This is a genomic window from Microbacterium sp. MPR-TSA4 (assembly GCF_058792815.1).
In genome coordinates this window covers 26,895-40,695 of sequence record NZ_JBXAFF010000013.1, presented here as the reverse complement: position 1 = coordinate 40,695, position 13,801 = coordinate 26,895, and the positions used below count along the sequence as shown (strand labels likewise).

Genomic DNA, 13,801 nt, shown 5'->3' with positions numbered 1-13,801 from the left:
TCGGCTTCCTCCCTCTGTGAGTCGAGGCTGACTCTATCGGCAGACTCGAGTCCTGGGGCACGGTGTTGCCCTTCGCGCGAAGTGGAGTTCTGCGCTCATCCGTCGGCTAAGGTCTCTTCATCGCTGACTCCCTCTGGGAGGGCGCGCTGCTCGGTGGTGGCGGTCTGGATCCAGTCGCGAGGGACGAGGGCGTCACCGTCCCGCCAGGCTTCGATGATGGAGTCTTGGAACCAGTCGTCGCTGAAGTCGGCGTGGTCGAAGGCGATGATCTGGAGCTTGCCATCCAGCTCCTGAACGGTGTCGAACATCAACTTGTAGAGCTTGCGCGTGTTGTGGCGGTCAGTGTCGTTGAGTTCGGTGAGGTCGCCGCCGCTTTCGCGGTCGCGGGGGAAGAACGCCTGGCTGGGCTGGTCCAGGACGATGAAGCGAGGCACTGGGCGGTTCGTTTCGATGAAGAAGTGCTGAAGGGCGAGGTAGGCGGTCAGGTGGTAGCCGACCCAGCTCATGCCGCTGCCGATGGCTCCGGCGTCCATGTAGGCCGGGCCCTCTGGTGTGTCGGCGACCACCGTGAGCCGGTAGGGGTCGATGCGAACGCTGTGGTCGGAATGCTCGAGAGGTAGGGATCGCGCAAGCTCTGTCATCCGCCGTCCGACTATGGCCAGCTGTGAGTCCACTCGCGATCGCAGCGCCTCGGGGTCGAGGGCGTCTGAGAGCCGCTCGGCCTGCGCTTCGAGGGTTTCGATCGTGCGCTCCAGCGACTGGATGGTGTCGTCCGTCTCCAGGGTCGTGGTGTCGAGGTACTGGGCGATGCGGCCGCGGACGAAGCTCTGGTGGTCCCAGGCGCGTTGCGCTGCCGCGCGGATGTCATCGGTTCGGGCCAGGGCGTCAAGGGCGGCCTCGATGTCGGTCAGCTCGGCGCGCACTTGCGCGCGTTCTTGGACGAGGCCGGCGCGCGCGGCGCTGACGCGGGGTTGGTCGCGCTGAGCGAGCTCGAGCCGGCGGGAGACTCGTCCGAGGTTGTGCTCGAGGGCATCATGGACGCCGGGATCGCTCAGCGGTGTCTGGCAGATCGGGCACGCGGGGTGCTCGTCGATCGCGTCGGGGATCAAGCCGATGGAGGCCAGACGGGCACGGTGCTCGTTGAGCTCGTCGCTGTAGTCGGAGTCGACTCTGGCGAACTCCTCGAGGCCGTGGATCTTGTCGTTGAGCTCGCGCACACTGTTCCGCAGCGTGGTGCGCCGTTCGAGGAGGCCGTTGGCTTCGGAGGCACTGTCGACGGTGTCCACCCTGGGTGGCGGTTCCTCGGCGTTCAGGATCTCGGTGAGCAGCCGGAACGCCTCACCGGCGTCGGTGGGGACGGTGTCGATAGGGAGCAGTCCGGCGTCTTTCGCGTCGGCGATGAGCCCGGCGGCGCGGCCTACGCCGAGCTGCCGGGTGAGGCGGGCTTCGTCGAGCTGGAGGCTGTGTCGCCGGATGTCGCGGCGCAGTGCGGCGAGATCCTCTCGCTTGCGCAGCGCGTCTGGGTCCTGTGCGCCGAGGAAGTACGGCAGGGTGTCGCGGATGGCCTGCTTCTGGAATTCGCGGTTCTGATGGTGGAAAAGGATGTCGGGGTTAGCGACTTCCCCTTGACCTTGGAAGACGTAGTAGAGCGCGTGGCGCAGGTTGGCCGCCAAGGCTCGGCGAGTCTGCCCTTCGGCAGGGACGTGCAGGTTCTCCTCGATGCCGATGAGGCCGCCGAGGTAGTCGACCAGGTCGTCGGTGTTCGAGTTGGTGTCGAGCTCTTCGAAGGGCGGGGCTTGGTCCTGGCCGACGATGAGCATCACTTGTGCGGTGGTTGCCCCGTGCGCAGGTGCGGGGCGTCCGATGAAGAACTTGGTGTCATCGACGTTAGCGAGCAGCCCGTACCAGGCGACGGCGCTCTGGATGGGACCGAGCGGCACGTGGGGGCTGTCGCCTCCGAGGAGGAAGCGGAGGATGCCGATCAGGCTGCTCTTTCCGGTACCGGATTCGCCGCTGATGATGTTGAGCTCGCCGGGCCGAAATTGGAGTTCTCGGGTTTGCCCGGTTCGGCTGTAGAGGACGAGGGTGTCCAGTTGCATCATGGTCGCACTCCCCACTGGGCGAGGGTCGTGGGCTCGTCGGCATCGGTGCCGGCGAACCATTTGCCGAGGAAGCCAGCAGCCTTCTGACACGCGATCCAGTCCGCGGTGGGCTGAAGATTAGCGCGCCGGCGACTGAGCGTCCCCGCGGCGATCGTCCCGGGGCCACTGTTGAGGATCGTGTGAGTAAGGCCATAGATGATAGCGGCGGCGGTGTAGGGGCGGAAGCTGCGAGCCCGGTCGGGAAGGTCCATCAGCAGCAGCGGGTGGTCACGCAGCCACGGCCACATCGATGCTGAGGTCCTCCCAGGAAGGGCGTCCCGCGTGGGCTTGTGCAATGCGCTGGGCAAGATCAGGAAGGCGTAGACGATGGGGAGCGCTTGCTGCGCCTTCGCCGCGTACTCGGTGCACGCACGCTGGAGTAGTACCGAGCAGAAAGCGGGGTTGAATAGCGCGCTGGATTCGGAGTCCAGCGCGGCGGGGACGGCAGCGACGGTCATGCGGCACCCTCGGCTGCGCCAGCGAGGCGGACTTCATCGAGGCGGTGACGGAGCAGCTCGACCCAGTCGGGGTGCCAGCCGATCTCGAGCCTGTCGGCGAGGATGTGGAGCGAGCCGAGCGGGATGTAGCCGGAGCGGACATCCCTGCGAATCTCGGGGAGGTCGCGTCCCTGGAGGATCATGTATTGCTCTCGAGCGCGGCGGTGCTTGTCGGCGTCGGCGTCGGCTTGTTCCGGGACGGATTCGCTAACTGGGAGGAACACCCGGTTCCATTCTTCGATAAGGCGTCGGTCGTAGGTGTCGAGTTCTCCGATGTTCAGCAGTTGCTCGCGCTGCCAGCGGGAGCGTTGCAGGAAGGCGCGGTTGTGATCGTAGACGGCATGCCGAATCCGGTCATGGTGCAGCAGGATGAGCTTGAGCTGCTCGACGAAGATCCGGTCATCCTCGTGGACTTCCTGTTCGGTCGGCTGAGGGGCATCCCCGAAGTCGAGCGGAAGGTTGTCGTCGCGCAGGGAGTCGGCGATCAGCAGCAGACGTGCCTCGATCTCCTCCAAGTCGATCCAATCCGCCGTCCCACCGGCGACACGGGTGAGATGGTTCATCGCCCGTCCGTGCCACCAGCCACGCAGGCGCTCCACGAGCGGCAGTCGTCGCGGCGCCGTTGTGGTCTTTCGCACTGTGCCGAGAAGCCGTTCGGTGAGGGTCGCAGCGTCGACGGCGGCGTCAAGCACGGTGACCCGGGCCAGCAACGCCCGCCGCTGATCTTCATTCAGCGAGAGATACTTAGCGTGGTAAGCGGCGTGCCCCTGATTGCCCCCCGCGCGGGCGACCGTATCAAGCTTCGCCCGCGCCGCGGTGACGTCGCGATCGCTACGGTCAGGGGCGAGCAGACTGGAGGCGGATCCGGGTGGCGCGGTCGTGGTAGTCAGGAGGAAGAAGGCCGCGTTGTCGCCGTCGGACTCGATCCAATTGTGCAGGGTCTTCCAAAGGTCGGTGCTGGCGTCGCTCAGGGAGCCTCGGCTATTGACATGGTGCTTGATCTGCCAGAGCTCGCGAGCGTCGCCGTCATCTTCGAAGGTGATGTCGTCGATCGTCTCTAGCGAGATGCGGAAACTGACCTCGCCCTCCATTCGCTGTAGCGGGATCAGCAGAGCATACTCAACCTGCGCGAGATAGCCGAGAGCAGACCCGGCCGCGCTGAATCGGTTGGGGGCGGCGATGCTCATGAGCATGACGGTAGCAGCGAGCTCCGTCATGCCGCGGTCCCTCACTGGTGCGTGTCGCTGCCGCCCCGAACTATTGCAGACAGCTCCCCTAGCGTCCCTTTTCTTGCTTCCGCGGTCGCTTCATCGTGTCGCTCGACTCCCACACAGCATGCCGAGACCATCGCCGACACCGGAGGGGTGATCCTCACGATCTGCGGCGAGGGCACGCGTGCATGAGATCGCGCTAGACGGAAGCTTGCGTGGAGTCAGCCTCCGTTGCGAGGACGTTGACGAGGTCCGCTGTGTTGCTGAGCAGCACGGTGTCGTAACGCTGATCAACGTGGCCCTGACGCAGCCGGTGGACCCACTGCCGCTCGGTGACGACAACGTCGCAGTACACCGCCGCGACAGGAAGGGCAACAACATCGATGAAATCGTTCGGCTCCCACTTCTGCTCGGTCTGGCGGTGCTTATCGGAGCGCATGACGTTGCTGACGTAACGAGTGGGCAGGTCGTCCATGAATCTCATCAGGTCAGCAACGGTGGCGTGGTCGACAAACTCGTCCCAGGTAACACCGATGCGCCCGAGCGCCTGGGTCACCGCCGGTCGGATGTCTCCGAGGTCTGCGCCGCGAACCGCTTGGTCGACGGCTCCTCCCGTCAGCCCGTATTCCGCGATGGAGGCGGCAACCTTGTTCTCGAACTCGACGAAGCGCTTGCCGTGGTCGGCGGCGGCAAGATCGAAGCCCGCAGCGCGGAACGTGTCGGGACCAGCGCGATGCAGGTGTTCTTCGATCACTTCGATGAGAGCGAGTTCCAAGTGCGATCGTCGATCGCCAGGAATCGATGCACCACCGCCCGGCAAGGCACTGTAGTCGGGCTCGGGCCAGTTGATCCGGTCTCCGGTGATGTGCCGTAGCCCGGTTCCGAAGACCGTCTGCTGGCGCAAGCTTTCAGGGCGTCCGAAGCGGCGCTGTAGCGCAGCATCCAGTTCCATATCCAGGATCCCCAGAGGGAGCGCCATGGTCTGCTGCTGAGCAAGTTCGCGCATCACATCTACGACGTCATTCCGAGATCGATCGTGGCTACGCTTGCTCGTCTCCCAGTAGCGGTACAGATCGAGGGGGAACACCACCGTGCCTGCTACTACCGCGGCGCGTGCGGCAGCCAGAGCCTCGATGAACGCTGTGCCCTGGGGGTGACCTGTCGCTGCGCGAGCGAGGTCGATCCACTTGTTCTGGTCGAGGTAGACGCGCAGCACGCCCTTATACTGACGTCCGCAACCGTGGCTCTGCTGTCAGACTTGCCGACGTCTTCAGCCTCTCGGATACATATCTGATTCGCCGCCCGCTGGCGCCGGTAACGCGATCTGAATCGGCCTGACTTTCGTTCCTATCGGGAGGCTTGTCCGGCAGGTGCCGGTTGGCCTGATTCTTGGTCAGCGTAGTACGCGTCCTCGACCTCGATCGGGGTGCGCATGTCGAGCTCTCCGTGGAGGCGCTGGTTGTTCCACCACCACACCCATTCGAGGGTCGCGAGCTCGACCTGCTCGACTGTCCGCCAGGGGCCGCGCTGACGGATGAGCTCGGTCTTGTAGAGGTTGTTCACTGCCTGGGCCATCGCATTGTCGAACGAGTCGCCGACGGTTCCGGTGGAGGGGACGGCGCCGAGTTCGACGACACGGTCGGTGTAGACCATCGCCATGTAGTTCGAGCCGTGGTCCGAGTGGTGGGTCAGCCCGGTGAGCTCGCCGCCAGCGTCCCACGCGGCCAAATCGAGGGCCTGCAGCGGCAGGATCTCGGCCTTGAGCGTGGCGGCGACGTTCCATCCCACGATCCGCCTCGAGTAGACGTCGGTGACGAACGCGACGTAGGCGAACCCAGACCATGTCGCGACGTAGGTCACGTCGCAGACGCAGACCTAGAGCCGGCGCGGGCCGTCGGCCGTGAATCTCCGGTTAACGAGATCCTGCGGCAGCGACTGCGTCCGATCGGTCTTCGTCGTGAACACCCGCTTCGACTTCTTCACCCCGCGCACCTCGGCCAGCCGCATCAGCCGCTCGGTCTGGTCGCGGCCGATGTCCCAACCTTGCCGGCGCATCAGCGCATGCATCTTCCGCCGCCCGTAGACGCCGTAGTTCTCCGCATGCAGCCGGGCGATCTCCGGCACGAGGAGGTCGTCGCGCAGCCGACGCGCTGACGGCGCACGACCGACGGCGGCGCGATAGCCGCGGGAAGTGAGGAACCCTTGAACTGCCGGTCGGAGGACACGGCAGATGAGCTCGACCCCGAAACGATCCCGGTACTCGTCGATGAACCGGATCATCTCGGTCAGGGACGGTCGAGCTCCTTCGCGAAAAACACGCTCGCAGCCTTGAGGATCTTGTTCGCCTTCCACAGCTCGGCGTTCTCCTTCTGCAGCCGCTTGATCTCCGCCGCCGCATCGGTCGTGAGCCCGGGCTTCACGCCGGCGTCGACCTCGTAGCGACGCTGCCAGAGCCGCAGCGTCTCGGGGCTCATCCCGAGCAGACCGGCCACGTGACGGACCGCGCTCATCATCGTCGAGTGCCACGGCCGCGTCTCCGCGAGCATCCTGAGCGCCCGCTCACGCATCTCCGGCGAGTACTTCCTGTTCATCGAGTTCCATCCTTGCTTGAAGAACGGAACGAAAGTCAGGCCGATTCAGTTTGCGTTCGCGCATGTGGTTCATCTTGGCCAGTTGCGCCTCGTACGCGGCGTCGCCGAGATCCTTACGGATCTGGGGTCCGAGGTCGTTGCCGGCTTTGTCGATGAATCTGAACCCGCCCTGCTGACCGAATGCCCACAGCGCGGAGCCCTCAAGGAGTGGGGTGGGAGCGTAACTCGGCTCGGTCCCGTACAAGTTGTCCAGGCCCGCCGCAATCTCCATCTGCACCAACCAGGGACGGCCGAGGAGGTATGTGAAGTCGGAGAGCTCCGCCATGACGTCGGCTACGTGGCTACGTTGCCGTGGGCTCGGGACGCGGTGCGCGACTTCCATGAAGTGGGTGCCGGATAGCGGAAACTGCGCTCGCCCCTCCTCTTTCGCGCGACGGGCGGCGGCCAGAAGGTCTGCGTATCCGGCGAGCACGACGACGGGACGCCCGTTCTCGCTCACGTGGCCCGCTTCGGCGAGTCGCGCCTTCGCGAGCTGAATGTAGTGGTTCAGGTCGAGGTAAACGAGCGGAACCGGAGGGCGCGTGACACTGGCCCACACCATCTCGTCAGCAACTGGCGCCTTCAGCATCACAGGTCTAACCGTAGGACCGTGTCCTTCGATTCTCCACGAACCCCGCTGACGAAGGTGATGCTTCGCACCAGGCGGCTCGCCCACACGAAGCCACTCCCTTGGTCGTCAAAGGGTGCGATAGTGCATCGAGTCCGGTGTCGATCGGAGCGCGGGCAGCGCTTGGAACTCACCGGTGGGCGGCACCTCGGGTATCAGCGGATGGCGCACTACAGGGCCCCACTGATTCCACTGTGTACGGAGTCGAGACATGGATGGCTGCTCATCGGCCAGCGCGGCTTGAAGGGGAGATTCGTCGGCGATCCAGATGCGTAGCTCCGCGATCGAATGCTGAACGCTTTCGAGTCTCGTGTTCGGCACATCGATCCATCGCCTTGTGGATGCGACGGCGATCTCGACAACTCGAAGGCGAGTGTCGATCAATCGTCTGATGTCATCATCCCAGCGTTCCGGGCTTCCGTCGATTACGCCGACAGCGTCGTCGACTGCGATCCATGAGGCCGACCGCAACGCAAGGGGTTTCGGCTCCAGTCTCGTGCGCGCGTCCAGGTTCGCAGGCAGGAAGGTCGAGAGTGGCATCTGATCGAGGTGGGACACGGCGAAGTCCCAGGACGGCATCGTTGCGTCGAGTGCGCTTGCGTCGACCGTAATGAGTGGACCGGTGCTCTCGACCGTGCTGACTTCGAATCTCTCCGTTCGGGGAAGGAGGCGTCGAGCGAGGACAAGCGCCTGGAAACACGGGTTGATGTCGCGGTGTTCGACCTGCTGGACGCGGAAATGGGCATGGGGCGTGTTTAGCCGCGCCTCGAGGAGAGTCATTCGGTTGGTGCCGAAAAACGCACGCGCACGATCCCAGGCCGGCATCCTGCCTTCCTCTTCCGCGGACGGGAGAGTCCCGGCATCGGCTCTGATGTGGAGAGCGCGAATGGCTGCGAGCCCGGCCTCCGAACCCTGCACGAACGAGGTGGCAAGGCTCAAAGCTGCCGCGACGTGCACGACGTCTACGCGGCCGCTTTCGGTGACGAACTGGTCGGTGAATCCGTCCCAAATGAGGGTCTCGTGGGTTTCGCTGTTTCGCATGTCGGGCAACACGACACTACTCACGAGCGCCCCCAACGCCCCACCTTCACTAACCAGCCGCTCCCTCAGGTTCGCGAGCATTGGAGGCGTGCTCCACTCCCCTACTCGGAGACAGTGGGCCGCCCAGCTGTACTGACGAACGGGACCCTCAATCGTCCTCTTGTAAGCATCGGCGAGCGCCAGAGCTCGCGCTTCCGAGTCGTCCGTCTGCGTGAGCACGCTCTCATAAGCGCGGGTAGCGGCCAAGCGAGCTCGGTGCAGTGCGGGTTCCGCCGCCCGCAGATGCTCTCGGAATTGATCAGCAATCGTGGGATCGGCGGCGAGATACCTGTTGACCAACGTGTTTGTGGCGACGTACGCAGCGATCGGGTCGTCGCAGTCGACGATCTGGCCGACTGCGTACACGCCGGCGAGCACGTCAGTCACGTGCGGTATGCCTAGTGAAACAAGGTGTGGGATCAGCTGGATGAGCAGGTCTGAGCCTCGATACGCATAGTGCTGCAGGACCCGTTCCGCTCGAAAGGAACCCTGAGTTCCGGCTGGCGGGATATCCATTCCGAAAGCTCGTCGCAGGCACTGGCCGTCCCCACCGGACTTGCGGGAGGACCACCAGTCGGCTGCGTCGGCAAGTGCGCTTCCGATACCCGCACTGACCGGGCCATCGGCTTCGATCGCGGTGATCAGGTGCGCCGGGAGCTCGTCGAGCAGGTCCAGCAGCTCATCTGCCCGGAGCGGATCATATGGTGCGAACGGTTCGAGCGAAAAGAGCAGACTGACAGCACGGTCGCGTCGCTGCAACAACTGATCGACCCAGCCCTGCAGTTGTTTGTAACCATCTCCGGGAGGTAGGAGGTCCTGGCTCAGCGATGTGATGGCGTCCGCAAGGGCATCCGCATGCCACCGCCAGGGCGGTTCATCAATAGGAACGGTGTGATAATCACGGGCGGAGCGAGGCAGAGCCGACACACCGCGTATCGGCGCCAAGAGTCTCTCAATGGCGCGTGGTGGCAGCGTCACGAGAGTGTCCGGGCGGGCGGACGATGGTCCAAACTCAGGACGATCCGATCGCAGATGTCCGGTGCACTTGTGTGTTCCCAGAATCGGAGCACCAACCACCCCGCCGCGCTGAGAACCTCAGTTGTCTCCGCGTCTCGCGACACGTTGGACCGGACCTTCTCCGCCCAGAAATCGCCGTTGCGGACAGGCGCGGTGTAGTGGTCGGGGCAGCCGTGCCAGAAACATCCGTCTATGAAGACCGCGATGTGCGGACGTGTGAAGACGATGTCGGCTCGTCTACGGCCCCCGAGCGGGGCGAAGTCGACGCGATAGCGCAGACCTTTCGCGTGGAGAATCCGTCGGACTGCGAGTTCGGGACCAGTGTCGCGTCCGCGGTTCGCGACCATCGAGCGCCGCACACCCTCTGACGAGGCCCATGACGTGCCGCCCATGGTGAGTCCCCTTTACTTCTTCTTCGGAACGTCGACGATCGGGATGTTGCCTTCCTGTCGAACGCGGAAGCCGAGCCTGCCTTCAGGTGCCGACGCGTAAGGCAGCACCATCGAGAACAGGGTTGCAACGTCGGCGGACGCCACATCCTGCGGCCACTTCTTGTGGTCGGCGCGTTCTCGTTTCTCCGCTGGGCTGAGCCCGGCGGGCTGGACCGGATCGGCGGCGAAGGTAAGGAGGACTGCTCCACGAGTCCCGGGCTGCGACAGATCGTCCGCGACAGGCCCGCCAAATCGGAGTCGAGGGTGTCCCGCGATGTGCTGCAGCGCGTGACGTTGCCGGAAGGAGCTTCCGGAGAATCCGGCGCGATCTCCGCGGCGGATGCGGTTCACCATTGCGACCGAGACGCCGTCGACGTTCCGGTGTTGATTGCCAGACAGTTCGGGGACGAGTACCGCCCAGTCGGTCAGGGTTCCGGTTTCGATCGCCTGGTCCATGAAGCGGAGGTGGGGCGCGAAGTTGAAGCCGGGTGTCCATTGGAAGCCGGCGAGGCGCTCGCGGACTTCAGCCGCGGGGACGATCGCATATCGTGCGAGGAAGGGGCGTTCGGCGGAGTTCGTGTCGTCCAGCTGGTCGTTGTCGAACGCCTCGAGCCCGTTGGACAACTCCCGGTAGGTGAACTGCACGGGCTCCGAAAGCCGTTCCACCCAGTCGCGTACGAGGTTGAAGTGCGTCGGGTTGGCGTTCGCGTCCCTGTCGGGTTGACGAGGGAAATCCTGGACGATTCCGCCCTGCCCCTGTACGTCGAGCTCCGCGTTGTACATCTTGTTTCGTGCTGTCGGCTTGAGCCACGGGAGTTCCTGAAACACCAGGGGCGGGACGTCGATCGGGCGGACCACGGGGTGTCCGTCGTTCGTCATCTGAGCGAACGTCCGCAGCTGAGCACGGAAGTCCTCCTCGTCGCGGAGGATGCTCTCGAACGCGCCGTAGAGGTCGTACTCTCGTCCGCGGTTGTCGGTGGCCCTGCGGGCGATGTAAAGACGGACCAGATCGCGGTATCCCTTGCGATAGCCGAACCATCGGCCCATCTGCATGAGGCTGTCGGCCGCGAGAGCGCGCCGACGGTAGTAGGTGATGGTGAGTTCTTCGACGGTGAACCCTCGGCTGAGCTTGGCACCGCCGACGAGGATGCGCCACACCCGCTCGCCTTGGAAGTCGAGCTGCTCATAGTCGGCGTTCTTATCTCCGTTGACGACGACCACGGGAGAGCGCTTCACGGTCATCCGGTCGACTGCCTGTCCGACGTACGTCCAGACGGCGTCGAAGTCGTCCGGGAGCGTGGCGCCCCACTCGGCGGTATTTCGGCTCGCCCAGACCCTGTGGAAGTCGTTTTCGTACAGTTCACGGAGCCGCTCCTTCGTCTTCGGAGAGCTGTACGCGTTCTTGAGCCAGAGCGCGTCGATGCGCTCCCGGAGTTCCCTGTGTTCCTCGGTTCGCACGGACTCGTGGACGAGCATCGTGTGGTGATAGAAGGTTCCCTGTCCGTTGGCTTCGCGCCAGAGCTTGATGGCGCCGGTGACGACGAACGCGTCCAGTGCCTCCGCGAGTTCTTCATCCTCGTCCCTGTCGTCGAGGTCCCTCACGAACGCGGCACGGTTCGAGAGGGCGGGATCGTCCTCACTGCCCTCCGGTAGGGCGCGGAGGTCGTGGAAGGACACACCTCCCATGTACTGCGGCGGCGGCTGGAGAGAGAGGATGAAGTCTCGGGGGAAGATGTCTTCGGTGTCGGTGGGATCCACGAACACGTTGGCGAACGGGGTCGCGGTGTAGCCGACGTACTGCGATCGCTTGAGCAGCGCGAGCAGCTCGGAGAGCTTCTTGTTGATCGCGGTGCGAGCCTGTCTGCCCTCCGAGTCGATCTTGCCGGGCATGGTGGTGTTGACGGACGCGAGATCGGCCTCGTCGTCGATGATCAGCGTGGGGATGTCACCCAGATTGATGTGAAGCTTGGTCAGGTCCGAGACGAGCTTTTCGAGCACGCCCTTGTTCTTCTTGACCACGGCCAGTCGCACGTCGGTGCCGAACAGGTTGTCGGTATGCCATAGCGGCTTCGCGCGGTGCTGGATCTCGTGCCCTTGCTGGAAGTCGAGGGCTGGCAGGCCGGCGGCGAGCGCCTTGTAGTCGCCAGAGGAGGTAGTGAGCCTGCGGATGGATGGCACGTCGGGGACGTCGATGGGGCGGACGCCGTGGCGGAGGAACTTGTCTTCGAGCCAGTCGCGGTCTTCGGTGTTCGCGTAGTCGACCTTGATGATGGCGGCGGTGTCCTTCTCGTCGACGCCACCCAGGATGTTCTCCCGGCCGATGAGTTCCTTGTCGAGTCGTCGCTGGGTCTGATTGCGGAGGATGTCGTAGGTGCCGGTGAGGACGATGATGAGCCGGTAGCCGGCGTCGATGGCTTTGGCGATCACACCGGTGAAGTTCGCGGTCTTTCCGCTCTGCACGTGCCCGACTACGAGCCCTTTGCTCTGGTAGGGGGATGCGGATGTGGGGTCGTTGAGTCGTGCCACGATGGCTGTTGTCGCGGCATCGAGTTCCTTGATCGACTCAGCGGGGATGGTCAACGTGCTCTTGTACGCGTTCCAGTAGAACTGGTGGCGGGTGGCTCGTTCGGTCGTGTACCAGGGTTCCCATTCCGGGTTGGCGATCAGCACGGCGCCGAGTCCTCGCACGGGGAAGGTCTCATCGATATGTGTTCGCGCGGTGTGGCTCAGACCGAGGCGATCGAAGATCAGTGAGCGGCGCTCGACCGTGTCCTTGGCGGTCTCGCCGGTCCAGATCGTGGCCTCGGCCGCGTCCCATTGGAGGAGCTGCAGATGGAAGGTGGTGGACTCCGGTGCTCCTTCCGCCAGGATCCGTGCGAGCAGGCCGTCTTCGTCGAGCGTGACCTGGAACGGTTCCAGGTTGCGATTCACGTCCGCCAGGAGCGCCCGCGGGCCGAGCGGTGCCATGCCGGCAAGCGCGCCCTCGATCGCGGGTCTGAATTCTTCGTCGCTCATGGTTGTGGCTCCTTGCAGAACTCGTCGACGAGCTCGGGGATTGCGGCCGCGGCCTCCAACTGGGTGAGATCCAGACGGTATTGCACACCGACGACATGCGATGACTGAGGCACGAAGTCGGCGATGCGCTTCGAGGTGAGCGCCGGGAAGTCATCGTCGACGAGGAAGGTGCGTGGGATTGAACGCAGAGACCAGCGTCGTGGGTACAGCTCGGTGTCGTCGTCGCGCCAGCCGGCATCCTCGAGCTTCTTGTCAAAGAGGTGCCGGCTCTGCTCGGAGAGATCCTCTCGGATGCCGGCGACGAGGTCGCCGAGCGCTCTCCCCTGCGATGCGGCACCTGCAGCGGTGACCTGGACGGACAGGAGATACAACGGACGATCAGGCGAGGGCTGCAGCTGCGACGCCGATGCGATGAGGTGGATTCTGCCCTCGCTTCGGGTGCACTTGACTTCGACGCTGAACCCGTCGAACAGGAAGTCGTGTTCCTCCCGGTCGGCGCCGGCCCATGCGTTGACGACATCGGGCGCGGTGACGTGCGTGAGGGCGTGCTCGAGAAAGAGCAGTTCGCCGAAGAGGCCGATCTGTTGTTCGTCCGTCAGCCGTCGCTTGCGAAGCAGCAGTTCCTGGAACGAACGGAGACCGTCTGCAACGGCGTCGGTGAATGAGGTCCCGTTGACGACGAGATCGACAATCGCGGCGATCACCAGGTACGCCTCGTGATGATTCTCCGTAGCGTCGATGGTGAGCTCGAACCATTCATCGTCCTCACCGAGCTCCTGGACGACGTCGAACGTGATCCGATCGAAAGTAGTCACGTCGGGAACTCCGGACTCCGGCGGGACTCTGAGTCGGATCCGTTCAGTCGCGGGGTCGATCAGCAGGTAGGTGGGTGGCTGTGCGGACAGCCTGCGAATCGCCGGAAGGGGTTGGTGAAAGTACTTCTCGACGTCATCGGCGGTGAGGTGGCCGATCTCCTCTCCACCGATCATCTGCTCCACCTCGTTCGTCGCGGTCGCCCATGGCGTTCTGACCCCGCCGAGGGGCTACAGTCGGAGCGACCCGTGAGGCAGGGCGCGGGCGTCGCCGCCCACACCATCCAGAGTAGAGGGCTGGCGCACGTGTCGAGTCGGGCGGACAGGGGCATGTCGCCG

9 protein-coding genes, 1 pseudogene and 1 other annotated feature are annotated in these 13,801 nt (G+C 64.4%); all 10 genes and pseudogenes read right to left on the bottom strand.

Features of this window, described 5'->3' with window-relative positions; translation table 11 throughout:
• Window positions 1–95: 95 nt before the first annotated feature.
• Window positions 96–2,102, bottom strand: a complete 2,007-nt coding sequence (locus AC1Q49_RS07710; RefSeq protein WP_191008738.1) for a DUF3732 domain-containing protein — start codon at window positions 2,100–2,102, stop codon at window positions 96–98.
• On the bottom strand, window positions 2,099–2,599 hold the full coding sequence (locus AC1Q49_RS07705; RefSeq protein WP_191008739.1) for a three component ABC system middle component: 501 nt from the start codon (window positions 2,597–2,599) through the stop codon (window positions 2,099–2,101). The genes AC1Q49_RS07710 and AC1Q49_RS07705 overlap by 4 nt, the downstream gene beginning before the upstream one ends.
• Window positions 2,596–3,825 (bottom strand): ABC-three component system protein, encoded by a 1,230-nt coding sequence (locus tag AC1Q49_RS07700; RefSeq protein ID WP_191008740.1) that lies wholly within the window; start codon window positions 3,823–3,825, stop codon window positions 2,596–2,598. Before AC1Q49_RS07700 ends, AC1Q49_RS07705 begins: the two co-directional genes overlap by 4 nt.
• 223 nt (window positions 3,826–4,048) lie before the next feature.
• Window positions 4,049–5,065 (bottom strand): hypothetical protein, encoded by a 1,017-nt coding sequence (locus AC1Q49_RS07695; protein WP_191008741.1) that lies wholly within the window; start codon window positions 5,063–5,065, stop codon window positions 4,049–4,051.
• Window positions 5,066–5,196: 131 nt separating this feature from the next.
• Window positions 5,197–6,440 (bottom strand): annotated as a pseudogene (locus AC1Q49_RS07690) (IS3 family transposase).
• Window positions 6,065–6,170: a sequence feature (AL1L pseudoknot), on the bottom strand. It overlaps the preceding pseudogene by 106 nt.
• Window positions 6,409–7,071, bottom strand: a complete 663-nt coding sequence (locus AC1Q49_RS07685) for a hypothetical protein (RefSeq protein WP_492491426.1) — start codon at window positions 7,069–7,071, stop codon at window positions 6,409–6,411. The pseudogene AC1Q49_RS07690 and the gene AC1Q49_RS07685 overlap by 32 nt, the downstream one beginning before the upstream one ends.
• Before the next feature lie 105 nt (window positions 7,072–7,176).
• The gene (locus tag AC1Q49_RS07680; RefSeq protein WP_492491424.1) at window positions 7,177–9,114 is read right to left on the bottom strand and encodes a hypothetical protein; all 1,938 of its coding nucleotides are present in this window, start codon (window positions 9,112–9,114) and stop codon (window positions 7,177–7,179) included.
• Window positions 9,115–9,161: 47 nt separating this feature from the next.
• A complete protein-coding gene (locus AC1Q49_RS07675) occupies window positions 9,162–9,596 on the bottom strand; it encodes a very short patch repair endonuclease (protein WP_295778926.1) in 435 nt (144 codons plus the stop codon).
• Window positions 9,597–9,608: 12 nt separating this feature from the next.
• Window positions 9,609–12,650, bottom strand: a complete 3,042-nt coding sequence (locus AC1Q49_RS07670; protein WP_492491421.1) for a Z1 domain-containing protein — start codon at window positions 12,648–12,650, stop codon at window positions 9,609–9,611.
• Window positions 12,647–13,639, bottom strand: a complete 993-nt coding sequence (locus AC1Q49_RS07665; protein ID WP_492491464.1) for a PD-(D/E)XK motif protein — start codon at window positions 13,637–13,639, stop codon at window positions 12,647–12,649. The genes AC1Q49_RS07670 and AC1Q49_RS07665 overlap by 4 nt, the downstream gene beginning before the upstream one ends.
• Window positions 13,640–13,801 lie beyond the last annotated feature (162 nt).